16 protein-coding genes and 1 pseudogene (1 of these 17 running past the window's edge) are annotated in these 20,034 nt (G+C 62.8%); 7 read left to right on the forward strand and 10 right to left on the reverse strand.

The features are described from left to right. Positions 1–616, reverse strand: the 5' portion of a protein-coding gene (locus IVB07_RS04250; RefSeq protein WP_018453275.1) for an ABC transporter substrate-binding protein. It extends 473 nt beyond the left edge of the window; 616 of the gene's 1,089 nt are visible here — the first part of the coding sequence; its start codon is at positions 614–616; its stop codon lies off the left edge, out of view. 288 nt (positions 617–904) lie between these two features. Between IVB07_RS04250 and IVB07_RS04255 the strand changes: the two genes are divergently transcribed. After that, a complete protein-coding gene (locus IVB07_RS04255; protein ID WP_018453276.1) occupies positions 905–1,990 on the forward strand; it encodes an NAD-dependent epimerase/dehydratase family protein in 1,086 nt (361 codons plus the stop codon). Positions 1,991–2,090: 100 nt separating this feature from the next. On the opposite strand, the gene IVB07_RS04260 is transcribed toward IVB07_RS04255, so the two are convergent. Both IVB07_RS04260 and IVB07_RS04265 read right to left on the reverse strand, forming a co-directional pair. Next, complete coding sequence (locus tag IVB07_RS04260) at positions 2,091–2,432, reverse strand: hypothetical protein (protein WP_026232500.1); 342 nt, start codon at positions 2,430–2,432, stop codon at positions 2,091–2,093. Positions 2,433–2,496: 64 nt separating this feature from the next. After that, positions 2,497–5,568, reverse strand: coding sequence for a winged helix-turn-helix domain-containing protein (locus IVB07_RS04265; RefSeq protein ID WP_247767495.1), 3,072 nt, complete (start codon positions 5,566–5,568; stop codon positions 2,497–2,499). A 109-nt stretch (positions 5,569–5,677) separates the two neighbouring features. Between IVB07_RS04265 and IVB07_RS04270 the strand changes: the two genes are divergently transcribed. Next, positions 5,678–7,027, forward strand: a complete 1,350-nt coding sequence (locus IVB07_RS04270; RefSeq protein WP_247284244.1) for an IS701 family transposase — start codon at positions 5,678–5,680, stop codon at positions 7,025–7,027. A 36-nt stretch (positions 7,028–7,063) separates the two neighbouring features. Here the strand turns inward: IVB07_RS04270 and IVB07_RS04275 are convergent, their stop codons facing one another. The 5 genes and pseudogenes from IVB07_RS04275 to IVB07_RS04295 form a co-directional block, all read right to left on the reverse strand. Beyond that, positions 7,064–8,377, reverse strand: a complete 1,314-nt coding sequence (locus IVB07_RS04275; protein WP_018453279.1) for a Gfo/Idh/MocA family oxidoreductase — start codon at positions 8,375–8,377, stop codon at positions 7,064–7,066. Positions 8,378–8,566: 189 nt separating this feature from the next. Then, complete coding sequence (locus IVB07_RS04280; RefSeq protein WP_018453280.1) at positions 8,567–9,367, reverse strand: phytanoyl-CoA dioxygenase family protein; 801 nt, start codon at positions 9,365–9,367, stop codon at positions 8,567–8,569. A gap of 71 nt (positions 9,368–9,438) precedes the next feature. Continuing rightward, on the reverse strand, positions 9,439–10,113 hold the full coding sequence (locus tag IVB07_RS04285) for a GntR family transcriptional regulator (RefSeq protein WP_018453281.1): 675 nt from the start codon (positions 10,111–10,113) through the stop codon (positions 9,439–9,441). Between the two features lie 188 nt (positions 10,114–10,301). After that, the gene (locus IVB07_RS04290) at positions 10,302–11,114 is read right to left on the reverse strand and encodes an alpha/beta hydrolase (protein ID WP_247767496.1); all 813 of its coding nucleotides are present in this window, start codon (positions 11,112–11,114) and stop codon (positions 10,302–10,304) included. A gap of 2 nt (positions 11,115–11,116) precedes the next feature. Further along, positions 11,117–11,936 (reverse strand): annotated as a pseudogene (locus IVB07_RS04295) (alpha/beta hydrolase). Between the two features lie 139 nt (positions 11,937–12,075). Between IVB07_RS04295 and IVB07_RS04300 the strand changes: the two are divergent. Continuing rightward, entirely contained in the window at positions 12,076–12,618 is a 543-nt protein-coding gene (locus IVB07_RS04300; protein ID WP_018453282.1) for a methylated-DNA--[protein]-cysteine S-methyltransferase, read from the forward strand. 17 nt (positions 12,619–12,635) lie between these two features. On the opposite strand, the gene IVB07_RS04305 is transcribed toward IVB07_RS04300, so the two are convergent. Beyond that, the gene (locus IVB07_RS04305) at positions 12,636–14,180 is read right to left on the reverse strand and encodes an acyl-CoA synthetase (RefSeq protein WP_026232503.1); all 1,545 of its coding nucleotides are present in this window, start codon (positions 14,178–14,180) and stop codon (positions 12,636–12,638) included. A 120-nt stretch (positions 14,181–14,300) separates the two neighbouring features. Continuing rightward, positions 14,301–15,473 carry an acetyl-CoA C-acetyltransferase gene (locus tag IVB07_RS04310; RefSeq protein ID WP_018453284.1) on the reverse strand — a complete coding sequence of 391 codons (1,173 nt, stop codon included), beginning with the start codon at positions 15,471–15,473 and terminating at the stop codon, positions 14,301–14,303. A 210-nt stretch (positions 15,474–15,683) separates the two neighbouring features. On the opposite strand from IVB07_RS04310, the gene IVB07_RS04315 reads away from it, so the two are divergent. From IVB07_RS04315 to IVB07_RS04330, 4 genes are all read left to right on the forward strand, one after another. Continuing rightward, a complete protein-coding gene (locus IVB07_RS04315; RefSeq protein ID WP_018453285.1) occupies positions 15,684–16,286 on the forward strand; it encodes a TetR family transcriptional regulator in 603 nt (200 codons plus the stop codon). A gap of 67 nt (positions 16,287–16,353) precedes the next feature. Continuing rightward, entirely contained in the window at positions 16,354–17,112 is a 759-nt protein-coding gene (locus IVB07_RS04320; protein ID WP_018453286.1) for an SDR family NAD(P)-dependent oxidoreductase, read from the forward strand. Between the two features lie 200 nt (positions 17,113–17,312). Continuing rightward, positions 17,313–18,119: an enoyl-CoA hydratase/isomerase family protein gene (locus IVB07_RS04325; protein WP_247767497.1), complete on the forward strand. Its 807-nt coding sequence runs from the start codon at positions 17,313–17,315 to the stop codon at positions 18,117–18,119. A gap of 43 nt (positions 18,120–18,162) precedes the next feature. Beyond that, complete coding sequence (locus IVB07_RS04330) at positions 18,163–20,034, forward strand: AMP-binding protein (RefSeq protein ID WP_018453288.1); 1,872 nt, start codon at positions 18,163–18,165, stop codon at positions 20,032–20,034.

Genomic DNA, 20,034 nt, shown 5'->3' on the forward strand with positions numbered 1-20,034 from the left:
TCTCCAGCGCCGGATAGATGTCGCCCGCCGCGATCTGCTGCGGTACGCCGCCGACCTTGGCGATGATCGTGCCGGCAAAGCCGCCGACCCGGAATTTCAGCCCTTTGAGATCGTCGATCGACTTGATCTCCTTCCGGAACCAGCCACCCATCTGCGCGCCGGTGGATCCGGTCGGAATGCCGATGGCGTTGTATTCCTTCAGCAGGTTGTTGATCAGGTCCTGGCCGCCGCCCCACTGCAGCCATGAAATATGCTGGCGCGTGTTCAAGCCGAACGGCAGCGACGTGCCGAACGTGAAGGCGGGGTTCTTGCCCCAGTAATAATACAGCGCGGTGTTGCCCATCTCCACCGTTCCGTTGGCGACGGCGTCGAGCACCTGCAGGCCCGGCACGATCTCGCCGGCGGCGAATGGCTGGATCTGGAAACGATTGTCGGTGATCTCGGCAACGCGCTTGGCGAAATACTCGCAGCCGCCGTAGAGCGTATCCAGCGCCTTCGGCCAGCTCGCGGCGTATCGCCATTTGATCTCGGGCATCGACTGCGCGATCGCCGGCGCAGCGACGGCACTGGCGGCGAGGCCCAATCCGCCTGCCGTCAGGAATTTACGACGTTCCATGCGCTTCCCTCCGTTAAGTCGATGCTTCGACCAGGGACCGATCTTGGTGTCGTCTTGTCTTCGTCGACGCTCGACGTTGTCTGTTGAGACGTTGTGGCGTTTCCGAACGGCCCTTGCGGGCACTCGAAGATGGAATTCCGATCGTTGCGGTTCCGCGGCGAGGATGACCGGGCGCTTCGCCGGAATCAAGTCTCATGGGCGCCTCGCAGGTGCGAACGCCGGCCTGACGCAAGTCGGGCCTGCAAGCGATCTGCTATTCGGTCATTCAAAAACTAGGGAGGCTCGCGCATGACGGGCAAGAAAATCGTGGTCGCCGGAGCGAGCGGTCTCGTCGGCAATGCCGCGTTGCGACACTTCGGCGTCTCGGGCGGGTGCGATGTCATTGCCCTGTCCCGGCGGAAGCCGCGCGACCTCTACGGTGCCCGTCATGTACCGATCGACCTGACCAGCGCAGCGGATTGCGGGCGTGCCGCCTCGGAACTGAGCGGCGCAACGCATCTGATCTACGCCGCGCTCTACGAGGCGCCGCAGCTCGTCGACGGCTGGCGCGACCCGCAGCAAATCAAGACCAACGATTTGATGCTGCGCAATTTGATGGGTGCGCTCGAGCCTGTGGCGCCCGGCCTCAGGCACGTCGCCCTGCTGCAGGGCACCAAGGCCTATGGTGTCCACGTTCGCCCCTTGACCGTGCCGGCCCGCGAAGGCCGCTCCGAAATGTACGAGCAGCCCAACTTCTACTGGGCGCAGGAAAACTTCTTGCGCGACCTCCAAACCGGCAAGGCTTGGCATTGGAGCATCCTGCGGCCGGTGCTGATCGTCGGTCTCGCCATGGGCGGCGCCATGGACCTGATCCCGCCGCTCGGCGTCTATGCCGCGATGCTGCGCGAGCAGGGCAGGCCGCTCGACTACCCCGGCGGCGCTCCGCGGGTGGGGCAGGCCGTCGACGTCGATCTTCTCGCCCGCGCCATCGCCTGGTCGGGCGAGGCCGAGGCCGCGCGCAACGAGGCCTTCAATGTGACCAATGGCGACGTCTTTACCTGGGAGAACATCTGGCCTGCGGTCGCCGATGCACTGGAGATGAAGCCGGGCAGGCCGGTCCCGCTGTCGCTCGCGAGGGAATTCCCGAGCTGGGTCGCTCCCTGGGATGCGCTGCGGCGCAAGCACGACCTAGCATCGCCTGCGCTGGCCGAATTCGTCGGCCTCTCGTTCCAATACGCCGATTACAGCCTGCGCTATGGCCACACCGAATCCGGTCCGCCCTCGATCGTCTCGACCGTGAAGATCAACCGCGCCGGCTTCACCGAGATGATGGATACGGAAGACATGTTCCGGAAGTGGTTCAGGCAGGCAAAGCAAGAGCGACTGCTTCCCTGACCGAGAGCCAAAGCGGATACGTCCGGGATCGTTGCCCAGGTCAGACTGTGACCCGGAGCGGTCCGCTGGCCGAGCCGGTTCGAACGGCTTCAGATCTGGCTTATCTGAGCGTGTGTCGCAACCACCGTGAGGGACGGACATCACCTAGGACGGCGATCCTCTGTAGCGGCGAAAAGTCGACTTTCCACAGATCAAGTTCAAACAACTCGTCGCGCTGGCCGAGGTTCAGCGCGACCGACACCAGCACTCCATCGGCATCGTCGAATTCGCATTCGCCAATACATCGGCCGAAACGCCGATCTGCCGCGCCGACAAAGAGAAGGCTACCCATCCCACCGTCGTTCATTTCCTCGACGAGCCCAAAATGGTCCTGCAAGGGCGAATGCTGACCTAGAATAAAGGCAACCAGATCACGCTCTGCGGGGGTGAGTGGGCGTGGCATCTTCTTTCTCGTAGCGGCTGGCGTGCATTGGCTCTATCACGCTGCGAATCCTTATTGATCCAAGCTAGGTTGGCTCGTTCAACAATGTCAGCAGAGAACGAGCTTTGACTAAATCTGCAGTGGCAAGTCCCTCGGAGAAACGAACGTAAAGGGGCGCTAGCAGCTCCCGTGCCTCACCGATACGCGACTGCTTCTGCATCAGGGATGCCAGAGTTGTCGCCGTCCTGAGCTCCCAGGATATTGCGCCTTGGCGGCGTGACCACTCGAGAGAGTGATTGAGGTGCGCTTCGGCCGACACGAGCGCCTCCGCGCCACCTTGATTGAGCGCCAGGATACCCTTGATGCGCAGCAGTTCAGCGACGAACCAGCGGTCCTCGTTCCTTTCCGATTGAGCCAGCGCCCTTTCGATCGTTGTATTGGCTCCGCGGTGATCGCCGATATCAGACTCACCGAGTGCGAGATTGCCCAGAAGGAATAAATAGCGGCTTTGAAAGCCGGTCGGGGGGAAGCCATTCAAGCCTTCGCGAAGCAGGGCAAGGCCCGCAGCGGTGTGGCCACCCTTCATCTCCAGAATACCCGCATAACAGCGGCCCCATACTCCCATTGCTCTGAACGTCGCTTCTCGATGAAGCATAGTTGAGATGAGCGCTTCCGCAGCATCAAAATTGCCGATCTCAAGCGCTAGAGGGCAAGCGCCGAAGGCAATCGCATAGAGAAGAGAAAAATCGTGTCCAAGTGCCGTCGCATGATCGAAGGCGTGTTTGCCGACCGCGGCTGCCTGGTCCGGAAAACCCAACAACCAAAGCGTTTGGCTGTAGTACGTTCGGGCAGCCACATGTTGATCAAACTGATATCGCAGGGCGTGCATTTGCCATGGCGGCGCGACGTAGCCTGCCAGCATTTTTTCCAGATGTCGCCGGGCGCCGGCTTGGTCCCCTAGAATGTGCCGCGTCACTCCCAAAATCCGCTCTCCGACGAAACGATCAGCGACATCGATAGCGCCATCAGGCAGGTTGACGAATTTTTCGGCGATCTGCAGTGCACCGGGGAAATCGCCTCTTAGGTATCGCCCTATCCAGAGACCCCATAAGCTCCTCAGCTGATATTCGTTGTCGTCCAGTTCTTCAGCCAATCGGGATACACGCAACCACGCATCGTCGATGATCGCAGCGTCCCCGGTCGATTCCATATGCGCAACCGCCAAAGTGAAGAAGAGGCGGAGCTCCCGGCGCGCGTCACGACCCAGCTTTTCGTCGATTTGGAAAACCGCTTGCTCTGTCCGCTCCCGACATTCGTCTATGAGCATATGATGAATCCAGACCGGTGCGGCAGCGGCCGTGAGGTCGAGCGCTAGCAGCGAATCACCAGACTTGCCATGCGCCCAGTCGAGGGCAACGCGGATCTCATCGATCGGCCGACCATTAGTGGCAACCGATGCTTCGGTCAGATTGTTGCTTCCTGCCCCTTTCAGGGACCGAACGAGCTTGGAGGCAGACGCATTTTCGCTCTTCCGGAAACCGGACAGCTCGACCCCAATCCGCTCGAATAAAGTTAAATGATAGACAGCATGACGGCGAGCAACGAGGTTTGCATCATCGCTTCTGGCCAACTTTTCCTGCACATACCCGCGGGTGGTATCCAGCAATCGGTATAGCGGGATGGCGAGACGAGCGTTCGCTGTCAGAAGTGACTTGGCGGCAAGACTGGCAACGGACTCGATCACCTGCGAATCGTCCAAATCATCTCCGGCCGCGATCGCGAAGGCAGCCTCGATCGTAAACGGCCCAACGAAAACAGATAGTCGGCGCAGGATAATCTGCTCAAGCTCCGGCAAAAGATCGTAGCTCCAGTCGAGCGTTGCAGCCAGAGTCTGGTGTCGCGGCAACGCCGTTCGCCGGCCTCGCCAGAGCTCGAACTTGTGGTCGAGGAGCCGCAAAACGTCATGGACTCCGTAAGCGCCCACACGACCAGCTGCGAGTTCGATTGCGAGGGGGATTCCGTCGAGCTTTCGGCAGATCTCGGCCACGACCGGTGCATCGACGTCGTTGAGTATGAACTGAGGCTGACTTGCTGTAACGCGTTCGACAAAAAGCTGTACTGCAGCGTATGCCATCGCCTCTCGTGCATTGGGACCCTCAGGCGGAAACTCGAGGGGAGCTATCCAATGAACGTGCTCGCCTCTGACCCGCAAGGTTTCACGGCTTGTTGCCAAGATGTAAACTTGCGGCGTTTCCTCGAAGATGGTTTCTGCCAGCGCAGAAGCCGCCTCAATCACACGCTCGCAGCTATCGAGCACCAGCAAAACTCGGATGTCTCGCAGTGCGGCCAGAAGGCCGGGGATAGGATCGCGATCGTCAACGGCAAGTCCGAGCGCCGAGCCGATCGTACCCGCCACGAGATGCGGATCAGAAAGTGAGCCCAGGTCAATAAGGTGAACCAGATCGGCAAACTCTGTAGTGAGTTGGTGGCCGACAGATATTGCCAGAGTTGTTTTTCCGATCCCGCCCGGACCGACAATGGACACGAATCGTTCGGCCATAAGATGCGAGGAGATCGCTTGCACGGCGTCGTCCCTGCCAATCATCCTGCCAAGGCGATTCGGAAATGTTGAGCGTCGACCCGATTTTGCGATTTCAGCAACAGGCTTGAGCGTTCGTGAGACAGGCGCCACGAAGCTATACCCTTGTCCTGGCACGGTCGTGACATACGTCGCTCCGGCCTCTCCATCGCCGAGCACCTTGCGCAAGCCCGCCATATGAAATCTAAGGCTACCCTCGTCGACGGTGACGCCGGCCCAAACCCGAGCTAGCAGAGTCTTCTTGCTGACAACTTCGCCAGCATGCTCGACAAGAACTGTAAGGATGTCCAAGCTACGGGCGCCCAACTGAAGTGGTACACCCGATTTTTCTAGACGTCTCCGCTCCGGGATTAATTCAAAGGGCCCAAAAGAAAAACTTTCTTTCGCGAGCCGATCTTCATTGACGACCGAGCCCACCATCATCATGCGTCCAACTGGTTGTGCCGCGCGAGCTACCTTGCCATGGTTGCCACTGAAATCAATGGACTGGTGAAGGCGGCGGAACTCAGCAGAGCATGTTCGCCCCTCTGTCGCGCACATGTGGCGGTCAGCGGACATCGCTCAGTCCGCACCAATAAATCTCGATTTTATGAGTACAGGGCCTACCACTACTTTGGCAGATTGTTGATTTTGCCGCGATTTATAGGATTCCCGAATCAATTGTTCAATGATTCATGGGTGGTCGGCTCTTGGAGGGCTGACCATGCCGGGATGGGAAGACGAACTCGAACGCTGGCTGATGCCGTTCTTGGACCGGCTGGGTCATAAGACCCGACAGCGGATGTGTCCTCTATATGTTGCGGGATTGATCGGTCCTGGCGATCGCAAGAGCGTTCAGCCGATGGCGGAACGCCTTGCCACGAGCAACTACGACCAGTTGCACCATTTCATTGCGGACGGCGTCTGGAACGCGACGCCGCTAGAGACAGAGCTGCTCAACCAGGCGGACCGACTTGTCGGCGGCAGGGATGCGGTGCTGGTTATTGATGACACCTCACTGCCGAAAAAGGGTGAGCGATCGGTCGGTGTTGCGGCTCAATACGCGTCGGCTCTCGGTAAAACTGCAAATTGCCAAACGCTGGTGTCTTTAACGCTTGCGCGCGGGGAAGTGCCCGTGATGGTCGCGTTACGTCTCTTTCTGCCTGACAGCTGGACAAGCGACATGCCTCGCTTGAAGCGCGCTCGCGTGCCAGTCGAACACCGAACGCCGCGGTCCAAGCCGGAGATCGCTTTGGCCGAGATTGACCGCGCGATGGCAGCCAACATACGCTTTGGATGTGTGCTGGCGGATGCAGGATACGGCCTCAGCGCGCCGTTTCGACAAGGGCTAACAGAGCGCGGGCTGGCCTGGGCGGTCGGTATCCCTCGGCACCAGAAAGTGTATCCGGTCGATGTGAAGCTCATTTGGCCGATCACCAAAGCCCGTGGCAAACCACGAAAGCACCACGTGCCCGATATCTTATCGATTGCGGCAGAACAAATGCTGGCCAGCGCCAAATGGAAAACCGTGAGTTGGCGCAGCGGGACGAAAGGTCGGCTCAAAGCCCGATTTGCTGCTCTCCGTGTCCGCACCGCCGACGGCCCTCCGCAGCGGATATGGGATAAAGGTCAGCAGCATCTCCCAGGCGACGAAGCCTGGCTCATTGGCGAGCAACGTGCCTCCGGGGAGAAGAAATACTATCTCGCCAATCTTCCGGCGACGACGGATCTGCGCACGCTGGCCGCCACCATCAAGGCACGGTGGATTTGTGAGCAGGCGCATCAACAGTTGAAGGAGGAACTTGGACTTGATCACTTCGAAGGGCGATCATGGCAAGGTCTTCATCGCCACGCCCTTATGACAATGATTGCCTACGCCTTCCTGCAACATCGTCGCCTCGCAAACGCGGGGCGAAAAAAAAAGAATCAACGGGCCTCCGCCTCAACCGACTATGCCCGCCGTACGTCACGCCATCGTCGATCTCATCCTTCGGCCGCCGCCCCAGCAGTGCCCATATTGCCGAAAGCAAATCCTTGAAAAACAGCGGCGAAAACACATTCTGCCAAAGTAGTGCTACTCTGCGCTAATGAACGCCGCTTCCATGGCCTTCCGCGTCCTGATCGTCTCGTTGCCCGCGTCGAACTCGACATCGCTCCAGCGCACGATCTCGCCATGGGCGACGTCGTGCTTCAGCCTCACGCGATGCGCCAGCCCGATAGGCAGCGCGCCGGCCTTGAGGCTCGCGGCCGCCGGCAACAGCTTGCCCCACACCGTGTAGCCGCCTTCGCCGTCCAACATCTCGCCGGCGCGCAGATTGCGTTTTGCCACGGCGGCGACGTCGCCGCGGAAACCATGGGGCTGCCCGGTCGGCTCGCCCCGCAGCGCGGCCGACAGCACCGAGATGTTCAGCTCGAGGCCGATCAAATGGTAGGGCTTGTACATCGCCGCGTACCGTCCGCTGCCGTCGGTCTTGAGGCCGTATTGCCTGAAGCAGTCGGCGGCGTAGTCGTTCGGCGCCTCCAGCACGACGTAGACGCCCCAGCGCAGATCGCGAAACACCGGCCTTCCATCGCGCTCGAGCGAGGAGACCACCTCCACGACGCCCGATCGCTCCAGCACGCCGCCCTTGCTGCCCGGCCGCATGATATGCGGCAGGTCGTCGACGCCGCAGGGTGGAAACAGCAGGCCCTCCGCAGGCACGTCCAGTCCGCAGGCGTTCGCAATCGCGGCCATCTCGATCGCCGATTTGGTACCGTCGAGGAACGAGTTGAACATCTGCGGATTCATCCCGGCCGATTGCGCCTCGCCCGCGGTCAACCCGTAATGCTGCCAGACGCTGTCGGGCGTCACGTCGTGATAGGCCGGCAGATATTTTGTGCCTTTGCCGGCGGCAACCACATGAAAACCGGTGGCGCGCGCCCAATCCACCATTTCCGCGGTCAGCGCCGGCTGGTCGCCATAGGCGAGCGAGTAGACCACGCCGGCCTTGCGGGCTTCCTGGGCGAGCAGCGGACCGGCAAGCACGTCGGCCTCGACATTGACCATCACGATATGCTTGCCGGCCGCGATCGCCGCGCGGGCGTGTTTGATGCCGACGGCGGGATTGCCGGTCGCCTCCACCACCACGTCCATCGCGCCGCCGGCGATGGCGCGCGCGCCATCATCGGTGAAGACGGTGGCGGCGATCCGCTCGGCGCTCCAGCCCACCGTGCGGCAGGCCTCGCGCGCGCGGTCGCGATCGATGTCGACGATGATGGGTACCTCCAGCCCCGTCGTGTGCGGCACCTGCGCCAGGAACATCGAGCCGAATTTGCCGGCGCCGATCAGCGCCACACGGACGGGCTTGCCGGCGGCAGCGCGGGCCTGGAGGAGGCGGAAGAGGTTCATGTTGTTACCCGATCAAGTATGGTGGTCCGGACGCGGTGCAGCGCCATAAGCGCGTTCACGCGCGTCTTCGACGCACTATGGCGCTACTCCGCAGAGCCGGCACCCAGAAAGAAAACTATCCGTGTGGTATGGGCCCGGCTCTGCAGCGCACCGCTTCGCGCTGCGCTGCGTCCGGGGCACGAGAGTGTCCTACTCCGCCGCCTGCCGCGGCGCACGGGCGAGCCGCACCAGTGCGTCGTCCTCCACCGTCTTGATCGGCGCAAAATCGCGATGCGCGATGTACTCCGGCCGCGTCGGGGTACGGATGTAATTCGAAACCGCGTTCAGCGTCAGGTACACGATCTTGCGCGGATAGGGCGTGATGTTGCCGGCCGAGCCGTGCACGAGATTGCCGTGGAACATCAGCATGCCGCCGGGCTTTCCCGTCGGCGCAACGATGCCGCCCTGCTTGACCAGCCGCGTCACGGTCTCCTCGTCCAGCGTCCACAGCGGATAGGAGGTCGTCGCGAGGTCATGCGAGGCCTTGAGGTCGCCGGCGTTCTGGCTCTGCGGTACCAGCATCAGCGGGCCGTTGATCGGCATCACCTCGTCCAGGAAGATCGCGATGTTCATCGCGCGCGGCTCGGGCATGCCGTCGTCGCGCTTCCAGGTGCCGTAATCCTGGTGCCATTGCCAGACATCGCCGGTGAAGGCGGATTTCGCGTTGATCTTGAACTGGTGCATGTAGACCTGCTCGCCGAACAGCTGCTCGACCGGGCCGATCATGCGCGGATGAGCACCCAGAATGCCGAACGCCTCGTTGTAGAGATGCGCGGCAAAGGCGGTGCGTGGCGCGCCGCTCTTCTCGCGCCAGACTTCCGGCCGGTTCGTGTCATAGATGCCGACCGCCTCGCGCGCGAGGAGATCGACCTCCTCCGGACTGAACAGTTCGGGCAGGAACAGCCAGCCCTCGTGGTGGAAGAACTCCAATTGCTCCTGGGACAGTTTCACGGCGCGTCCTCCTGTTTTGATTTGTTGTCGCTCGTCTTGGCCGGCCATCCACGTCTTGGCAGTGGCGGTCGCTACGCCGCCGCCTCTTCCGTCGCCCTCAATCTCTCCTCAGTCATCCGTCCCGCCGTCTGCGCGTGCGCAAGCGCCGCACGTTCGGCCGCCTTCGCATCTCCTGCGAGAATATGTCCGGCAATGTCGGCATGCTCGGCCCAGGCGCTGCCGCGATAATCGAGCTCCGACAGCACCGTCGCCATCGAGCGGCGCATATGGGGCCATTGCGGCGTAATCGTCTCCTCGATCACGGGATTGCCGGCGAGCCGATAGATCGCGCGATGAAACGCGACGTCGAGCGCGATCAGCTCGGCGAGCGTGGTCTTGCCATCGATCCCGCGTCCGGCGGCGAGCGCCGCCTCCAGCCGCGCGCGTCCCGCCGCATCGCCTGCGCGCTCCGCTGCCAGCCGCGCCGCCAAGGCATCGATTGCGCCGCGCACCTCGTAGAGCTGGCGGATGCGTGCGGGATCGAGCTGGGTGACTTCAAAGCCGCGCCGGCCGCTCTCGGCGACAAGTCCCTGCCGGTGCAACAGGTGCAGCGCATGCGACACCGGCTGGCGCGATACGCCGAGCCTGTCGGCGAGCTCGTTCTGCCGGATGCGCTGGCCGGGCTGCAGCGTGCGGTCGGAGATCGCCTCCAGGATCCGCGCATAGACCTGGTCGATCAAGTTCGGAAGCGGGTCGAGAGGGATCACGCCGGCAGCTCCGAGACCATGAGAGGGAATACGGAATTCTGTATTCAAGGATACGGCGAGGGGATAAGGGCGTCAAGCGCGGCCAAGGGGGCGTCCAGCCTCATTTCGCGCCACCTAAGTCATTGATATTGCTGGGCTCAGCTACTGTGCATGGGGTTGTTTTTGAGGAAAAAAGAGTGTGAGGCCACTTACTCCGCCAAAAACGCGTCCACCGCCTCGCCGAACTCCAGGGGCGCCTGCTCGAACATCCAGTGGCCGGCATTGGGGATCACGGCTGTCTTCGCCCCGGTGATGTGCTCGGCCAGCACACGCCACACCACCGACAGGCTCCCTGTCGTCGCCCCGCCGCCGATCAGGAGTGTCGGGGTCGTGATCGCCTGCGCGTCCGCGAGCGTGTAGGGCCTGCGCTGCTCGTTGATCTGGCCGAGGAAGGTGATCGCGTTGTCGCGCAATTGCTGCTTCGCCGCCGCCGGCACGCGCCGCCACGAGCCGTCGCCTTCGATGCCTTCGTAGAAGTTCTGCAGCGCGCCCTCGATGTCGCCGGCGCGGATCATCTCGACCGAGCGCGCCGTGCGCGCCGCCAGCGGCGGGTGCGCGGGCGTGCCTGCGGGCACCGGCAGGCTCGCATCGAGATCGCCGCCGGGTTCTGCAAGCACCAGCTTTCGCAACAGATCGGGCCGCGCCTGCGCCACGCGAAAGGCGATGTGACCGCCGCGCGAATGGCCCATCAGATCGACCGGCGCGGGTTCGACCTGCTCGATGAAAGCGATCACGTCAGCGACGTGCTGGGCCATCTTGTAATCGTCGCCGACGGCATCCCAATGTTCGGGAAAGAAATGCCGCAGGCTGACCGAGATCACGCGATGCGATTTCGACAGCGGACCGAGCACGGAGTACCAGGTGCGGAAATCGCCGAGCGTGCCGTGCACGCAGACCAGCGGCGGCCCCTCGCCCACTTCGAGATAGGCCATGTCGTAACCATTGACGCGAAGTGTCTGCATGATCAGCCCGCCAGAAAATCCAGCACCAGTTCGGAGAATTTCTGCGGCGCCTGCTCGAACATCGGGTGCGTTGCGTTTGGGATGACCGCCGTCCTGGAATACGGCACATGCGCCGCGAGCGCATGCAGCACTTTCGGCAGCAGGCCCTTGGTCCGCGCGCCCAGGATGAACAGCGTCGGCATCCTGATGGACTCCGCGTCGGCCCTCGAGAACGGCGGGCGGTTGTCGCGGACCTGGCCGATCAGCGTGAAGGCGTTGTCACGCAGATTCTGCTTCACCAGGCCCGGCAGCCGCGGCCAGGTGCCGGGCCCTTCCAGCGTGTCGACGAAGACTGCAAGGCCGCCCGTCGATGTCGCCGGCCGCGATCTTCTCGGCCGAGGCCGTGAACCGCGCCAGCAACGGCGAGGGGCCGCCGGCATAGTCTGGATCGAGGCTCGCGTCGAGCTCCCCGCCGGGCTCGGCCAGCACCAGCCGCCGGAGCAGGTCCGGCCGCCGCTGCGCCACGCGGAAGCAGATGTGCCCGCCGCGGGAATGGCCCATCAAATCAACCGGGCCGAGGTCGAGCTCCTCGATGAAGGCGATGACGTCGTCGACATGCTGGGCGATCGAATAGGTGTCGCCAACGCCATCCCAGCGATCGGGGAAGAAGTGCCGCAGGCTGACGGCCATCAGCCGGTGCCGCTGGGACAGCGGACCGAGCACGCAGCCCCAGACACGAAAGTCGTTGAGCGAACCATGCACGCAGACCAGCGGCGGCCGCCCTCGGTCTTCGCCCACGTCGAGATAGGGCATGTCGTATCCGTTGACGTGGAGGCTTTGCATTCTGGGCTCGCAAACAGGGAAGGCGGAACTCCTGTGCAAGATTCCCGGAAACCGGGTGGATCGCAACTATTTCCAAGTCTAGATTTGAGCTCAGTTCACATTGGGGCATGCGAGGGGAACGCAAGCCAAGGACGAAGTTATGACCGACCAGCATTTTGCCCTCTTCGACAGCAAGATCGGCCTTTGCGCCATTGCCTGGGGTCCGCGCGGCATCAACGGCACGCAACTGCCGATGGGCGGTGAGCAGAAGATCCGCACCCGCATCAGCCAGCGCCATGCCGATGCCAGCGAAGCCGCGCCGACCGCCGAAGTACAGCAGGCGATCGACCGCATCACAAAACTGCTCGCGGGCGAGCCGGATGACCTCACCGACATCCCGCTCGATCTCGATGGCGTGCCCGACTTCAACCGCGGGGTCTACGCGATCGCCCGCACCATTCCGCCGGGCAAGACCGTCACCTATGGCGACATCGCCAAGCAACTCGGCGGTGTCGAGCTGTCGCGCGACGTGGGCCAGGCGCTCGGCCGCAACCCGTGCCCGATCGTCGTGCCCTGCCATCGCGTGCTGGCGGCCGGCAACAAGCCCGGCGGCTTCTCCGCGAATGGCGGCGTGGTGACGAAGCTGAAGATGCTGGAGATCGAAGGCGCGCTGGTGAACCACACGCCGAGCTTGTTTGATTGAGGCGATGACGCCGCTGGCTAGATCTTCGCCGCCGCCATCGGCCAATATTTGTCGCGCAAATGCCGCTTCACCAGCTTCCCAGTGGGCGTGCGCGGCAGCTCGGCTTCGAAATCGATCGAGCGCGGGCATTTGATCGTCGAGAGGCGGCTCCTGCAATAGGCGATCAGGTCGGCCTCGAGCTCCTTGCCGGCGCGCTTGGGATCGTGCGGCTGCACCACCGCCTTGACCTCTTCGCCCATCTCCTCGTTCGGCACACCGAACACGGCGACGTCGGCGACCTCGGGGTGGGTGATGAGCACGTCCTCGGTCTCCTGCGGGTAAATGTTCACGCCGCCCGAGATGATCATGTAGGACTTGCGGTCGGTGAGAAAGAGAAAGCCATCCCTGTCGAGATAGCCGACGTCGCCGAGCGTCGACCAGCCTTTTGCGTTATAGGCCTTCTTCGTCTTCTCGGGATCGTTGTGATAGGCGAAAACCGGCGCATCGGCGAAATAGACCGTGCCGATCTCGCCCGTCGGCAGCTCCTCATCGTTCTCGTCCAGAATCTTGATCTTGCCGACCACGGCGCGGCCGACGCTGCCGCGGTGCTCCAGCCATTCTTTCGAGTTGCAGACGGTGACGCCGTTGCCTTCGGAGCCCGCGTAATATTCGATCAGGATCGGCCCCCACCATTCGATCATCTTGGCCTTGACCTCGACCGGGCAGGGGGCGGCGGCGTGGATCGCGCCCTTCAGTGTCGAGACTTCGTAGCGGTTACGGACCTCGTTCGGCAGCTTCAGCATGCGCACGAACATGGTCGGCACCAGCTGCGCCTGGGTCACCTTGTACTTTTCGACCAGTTTCAGGAAATCTTCGGCGTCAAAGTGCTCCATGATGATGGAGGTGCCGCCGAGCAGGACAGCCATCATGTTGAAGCGCAAGGGAGCGGCGTGATAGAGCGGTGCCGGTGAGAGATAAATAGTCTCGGCGTTCATGCCGCACATGCTGGCGCAGAGCACGCGCAGAAACGCGTTCGGCTCGTCGATCGGCTTGCCCTCGAAAGCCTTCTTGATACCCTTGGGCCGGCCCGTGGTGCCCGACGAATACAGCATGTCATAGCCGGCAACCTCGTCGGCAATCGGGGTTGTCGGCTGTGCGGCGGCTTCCTTGTCGTAGGAGCGGAAGCCGGCTTGCGGCTCGTCCATCATGTAGAAGACCGGCTCGCCGGGCGCACCCTTGATCAGCGTCTTGATCTGGTCGGCACATTTCGGTGTCGTGATCACGACCTTGGCGCCGCAATCGGCGATGATGTAGTCGATCTCGTCCTGCTTTAAATAGCGGCTGATCGCGGTGTAATAGAGCCCGCTGCGTTGCGCAGCCCAGCAGATCTCCATAAAGGCGAGGCGGTTCTCCATCAGCAGCGCGATGTGGTCGCCGGCCTTCAGCCCGAGCGAGCGGAACAGGTGCGCGCCCTGGTTCGAGAGCTCGTCGAGCTCGCGATAGGTAATCGCCTTGCCGGTCCCGGCCATTTGATAGGCGATCTTGTCGGGTGTGGCGCGGGCGTGGATGGAGGGGTGTGTCATGTCTCTGTTTACGCGGCTGGGAGTAACGTTCCCCGGATATCCGGGGTCCATTGTGAGGCATGGGTCCCGGCTCTGCGCCGCAGCGTTTCACGCTGCAGCGCGTCCGGGACACGAGAGGGCTTACAGCCGCTCCACGATCGTCACATTCGCCATGCCGCCGCCTTCGCACATGGTCTGCAGGCCATAGCGTTTGCCGCGCTGATGCAAGGCATGCACCAGCGTCGTCATCAGCTTGGTGCCGGAGCCGCCGAGCGGATGGCCGAGCGCGATGGCGCCGCCATTGACATTGAGACGTTCCGAATCGGCGCCGGTGGTCTTCAGCCACGCGGTCGGCACCGAGGCAAAGGCCTCGTTGACCTCGAACAGGTCGATGTCGTCGATCGCCATGCCGGCCTTCTCCAGCGCGCGCTTGGTGGCGTGCAGCGGTGCGTCGAGCATGATCACGGGATCGCCACCCATCATGGTCATGTGGTGGACGCGCGCCAGCGGCTTCACGCCGAGCTGCTTCAGGCCACGCTCGTTCACCACCATCACGCCGGAAGCGCCGTCGCAGATCTGGCTGGCGCTGGCCGCGGAGAGCTTGCCATTCTCGGCGATCAGCTTGACGCCCTTGATGCCGTCGAGTGTGGCGTCGAAGCGGATGCCCTCGTCGATGTGGTGGGTGTCCTTGGAGCCGTCGGCGCGGGTGATCTCAAGCGGCACGATCTCCGTCTTGAAACGGCCGGCCTGCGTCGCCGCGATCGCGCGCTGATGACTGTTGTAGGAGTACTCGTCGAGCTCATCCTTGGAGAGGCCGTACTTCTCGGCCATCATCTCGGCGCCGGTGAACTGGCTGAACACGATGTTGGGATAACGCTGCTCGATACCCGGGCTCTTGTAATTGCCAAAGCCGTTCTTGGCGGGAAGCTGCGACGACAGGCCCATCGGCACGCGCGTCATCGATTCCACGCCGGCGGCGATCACCACGTCCATCGCGCCCGACATAACGGCCTGCGCAGCAAAATGCAGCGCCTGCTGCGACGAGCCGCATTGGCGGTCGATCGAGGTGCCCGGCACGCTCTCCGGCAGTTTCGAGGCCATGATGGCGTTGCGCGCCACGTTGTTGGACTGCTCGCCGACCTGCATGACGCAGCCCATGATCACATCCTCGACCAGCGCGGGATCGACCTTGGTGCGGTCGACCAACTCGTCCAGCACCTTCGCGGCGAGATCGGCCGGATGCCATCCGGCGAGGCGGCCCCCCTTGCGCCCACCGGCGGTACGCGCAGCGGCGACGATATAAGCCTCGGCCATGTCGGTTTCTCCCTGGATTATTTTGAACGGTTGGTTGTCGGGGCGGGATTTAAGGGGCGACCGGTTGTTTAGTCAATCGATCAATTAACTCTTGTGGGGAGGCGCTGCTTGGGCTTATCTGCGGCCGCTCTTCCGCCAAAATCAGGGATCTCCGTGACTACCAGCGTACCGAACAGGCTCCCCAGCGGAAAGAATTCCACGGCAGAGAAATTGCTCGTGGCCGCGAGCGAGCTGATGATCGAACGCTCCTCGATCGAGATTTCCCTGAGCGACATCGCCCAGAAGTCCGGCGCCAACGCCGCGCTGGTCAAATATCACTTCGGCAACAAGGACGGCCTGCTGCTGGCGCTGCTCGAGCGCGACGCAGGAACGGAACTGTCCAACCTGGAATATCTGCTGGCGCAGCCGATCACGCCGACCGCGAAGCTGAAGCTGCACATCGGCGGCATCATCCGCGCCTATCACCGGTTTCCCTACATGAACCGGTTGATTCACTATCTGCTGCACGAGAGCGTCGCGGGCTCCGCGGACGAAGTCTCGAAATTCTTCGTCGCACCGCTGCTGGATTTCCATCGCCGCCTGCTCGCCGAAGGTGTCAGTCAGGGCGAATTCCGCGCCACCGATCCCGTGCTGTTCTACACCAGCCTGATCGGCGCCTGCGATCATTTGTTCTTCGGCCGGCACGCGATGTCACGCGCGACCGGCGTCGGCCCGGTCACCGACGACGTCTGCCGGCAATATATCAAGCACATGGAAACGCTGATCTGCGGCGGCATTCTCACGAATATCGAGGAAGCCGCCGCGGCCGGATGATCCGGCCAGAACGCAGAAGTCTAGAGAAGAAACGCCCAAGGAAAAGGTTCGAGGAAAGGTACAAGCGATGCAGTTGAAAGACGTAGCCGTTCTCATCACCGGCGGCGGGTCGGGCCTTGGTGCCGCGACCGCCCGCGCCATGGCCGCCAAGGGCGCCAAGATCGGCGTGATCGACCAGAGCAAGGAAAACGCCGAGAAGGTCGCCGCCGAAGTGAAGGGCATCGCGCTTCATGCCGACGTCACCAGCGAGGAGCAGATCAAGGCGGCGATCGCCAATGCGGAAGCCGCGCACGGCGTCGCGCGCGTGCTGATGAACTGCGCCGGCATCGGCGGCTCGCAGCGCATCGTCGGCCGCGATGGAGTCTACCCGCTGGAAAAGTTCGCGCGCATCATCAACGTCAATTTGATCGGCACGTTCAACTGCCTGCGTCTGTTCGCCGAGCGCTTGGTCACGATCGAGCCGGTCGGTGAAGAGCGCGGCGTCATCGTCAACACTGCTTCGGTCGCGGCTTACGAAGGCCAGATCGGCCAGATCGCCTATGCAGCGTCGAAGGGCGGCGTCGTCGGTCTCACGCTGCCGGCCGCGCGCGACCTCGCGAGCCAGAAGATCCGCGTCAACACCATCGCCCCCGGGCTATTCCTGACGCCGCTGCTGATGGGCTTGAACGAAGAGGCCCGCAAGAGCCTCGGTGCCCAGGTGCCGCATCCCGCGCGTCTCGGCGACGCCAATGAATACGGGTCGCTGGCCGTGCACATCGTCGAGAACCCAATGCTCAATGGCGAAACCATTCGCCTCGACGGCGCGATCCGCATGGCGCCGCGGTAGAGCTCTTTTTCCTTCTCCCCTTGTGGGAGAAGGTGGCGCGCTCCTGAGCGCGCCGGATGAGGGGTTCTCTCCACGATCTCACCTGTGGAGGCAGACCCCTCACCCGAGCGAATGCGCGGCGCGTGACGTACATGCCCTCTCCCACAAGGGAGAGGGCGCAGTAATCGGCACCATCGTTGCGGATGAAGGAAGTCGCGCGCATGTCCCAACCGCTGCTGATCGAGCACAATGACGGCGTCGACACCGTGACGCTCAATCGTCCTGAACACCTCAACGCGCTCGATCCTGCGTTGATCGACGCGCTCAACGTCTACTTCCAAGGCCTTCAGCGCAACCGCGACACGCGCGTCGTGGTGTTGAAGGGCGCCGGCAAGAATTTCTGTGCGGGCCTCGACCTCAAGGCGGCGATGGCGCGCCGTGCCGGCCAGCAGGAGCCGCCTGATGTCACCGAGTCGCTGGATTCGCAGCGGCGCATCGCCGACATCGTGATGCTGATGCGGCGCTGTCCGCAGCCGATCCTCGCGCTGGTACAGGGCGCGGCGGCCGGCGGCGGCTTTGGGCTGGCGCTCGCCTCCGACATCCGCATTGCGACGAGATCGGCGCGGATGAACTGCGCCTTCATCAAGCTCGGCCTTGGCGGCTGCGACATTGGCACCAGTTATTTTCTTCCACGCCTTGTCGGTGTCACCGTGGCATCGGAGCTGATCCTCACGGGACGCTTCATCGGCGCCGAGCGGGCGCTCGCGGTCGGGCTGGTCTCCGAGGTCGTCGACGAGGACAAGCTCGATGAGGCCGCCGAACCCTATGTCGACGCGATGATCACGGCCTCGCCCGTGGGCCTACGCCTGTCCAAAGAATGTCTCAACATGAGCGTCGATGCCGGATCGCTGGAAGCCGTAATCGCGATGGAGGATCACAACCAGGTCCTGTGCAGCCGCTCCGAGGAATTTTCGGAAGGCATCAGGGCCTTCCTTGAGAAGCGAAAGCCTGTCTATATCAGGCGCTGACAATGAAGATCCGTAAAGGACGAGAAATTCCGGGAGACGCACTATGAGTGGAAGCGCGGCGGCGGTGATGACGAAACCCGCCTTTCGCAAGGTCAAGTGGCTTGGGCGCGACATCGACGTCGAGCGCCGCGACGACGGCACGGTGGTGCTGAAGTCGCGCATCCCGCTGCAGACCTACGAGAAGCATATTCCGGCTTCGCTGGCAAAATGGGCGAAGGAAGCGCCAGAGCGGATCTGGCTTGCCCAGCGCGGTGGCCCGAACCGCGAATGGCGCAAATTGTCCTATGGCGAAGCCAAGCGCATCGTGGATGCGCTGACGCAAGGCCTGCTTAACCTTGCGCTCGACGGCCGCCCGGTCACAATCCTCTCCGGCAATTCGATCGAGCACGCGCTGATGACGCAGGCCGCGATGCAGGCGCGCGTGCCGGCCGCGCCGGTCTCGCCGGCCTACTCCTTGATGAGCCATGATCACGTCAAGCTGAAATACCTGTTCGACCTGATCAAGCCCGGCGTGGTGATGGTGCAGGACGGCCCGACCTTCGAGAAGGCGCTGAAAGCGCTCGATCTCACCGGCGTCACCATCGTTCACGTCTTGCGGCCCTGCGATGGCATCGAGAGCGTCAGTTTTGCCGAGCTCGCGGCGACAGCTGTGACTGCCGATGTCGAAGCGTCGATCGCGAAGATCACGCCTGAGACCGTCGGCAAACTGCTGTTCACGTCAGGCTCGACCGGCATGCCCAAGGCCGTCATCAACACGCAAGCGATGATGTGCGCCAATGCGGCCATGATGATGCAGGTGCGGCCACGCGATCCCGGCGGTCCGATCTCGACCATGCTGGACTGGATGCCCTGGAACCACACCATGGGCGGCAATGCGGCGTTCCACCCGATCCTGGTCGATGGCGGCACGCTCTATATCGATGACGGCCGTCCGATGCCGGGGCAGTTCGAGGAGACTCTCCGGAATCTGCGCGAGATCTCGCCGACCTATTACGCCAACGTCCCCGCCGGCTATGCCGCGCTCGCCGCCGCCATGGAGAAGGACGAGGCGCTGTGCCGCTCCTTCTTCAAGAATCTCTCGATCATGGCCTATGGCGGCGCGCGGCTGCCTGATGACCTCTACGACCGCATGCAGGCTCTCGCCGTGAAGACCACCGGCGAGCGCATCGTGTTCTACACCGGCTGGGGCTCGACCGAGACCGCGCCGACATCGACCGGTACCTATTGGGACACCGAGCGCGTCGGCCTGATCGGCCTGCCGTTCCCCGGCGTCGAGTTGAAGATGGTGCCGTTCGGCTCGAAATACGAGCTGCGTCTGCGCGGCGTCAACGTCACGCCGGGCTATTTCGGCCAGCCTGACCTGACGAAGAAGATGTTCGACGAGGAAGGTTTTTATTGCATCGGCGACGCCGGAATCTTCGTCGACGACACCGATCCGGTGAAGGGCATCATCTTTGCCGGCCGGGTGGTCGAAGATTTCAAGCTGACCACCGGCACCTTCGTCCATGTCGGCTCGCTGCGCACCGATGCGATCGCCGCCGCGACGCCCGTCGTGCATGATGCCCTGGTCGCGGGGCAGGATCGCGCCTTCATCGGCTTGCTGGCCTGGCCGAACCTGCATGCCTGCCGTCAACTCGTCGGCAAGCCTGATCTCAGCTTCGAGGATGCAGTGACGCATCCCGAGGTGATCGCTTGCTTCAGGCGCGGGCTGGAAGCTCACAACCGGGAGTGCGAAGGCGCCAGCAGCCGCATCATCGCGCGCGCCATGCTGATGGCGGAACCGCCTTCGATCGACGGCAACGAGCTCACCGACAAGGGCTACATCAACCAGCGCGCCGGCCTGGAACGTCGTGCCGCGCTGGTGGGGCGGCTCTATGCTGACAAGCCTGACCAGGACGTCATCATTCTCAAGTAA

It is taken from the genome of Bradyrhizobium sp. 172 (assembly GCF_023101065.1).
In the GTDB taxonomy this organism is placed as follows: Bacteria; Pseudomonadota; Alphaproteobacteria; order Rhizobiales; family Xanthobacteraceae; genus Bradyrhizobium; species Bradyrhizobium canariense_D.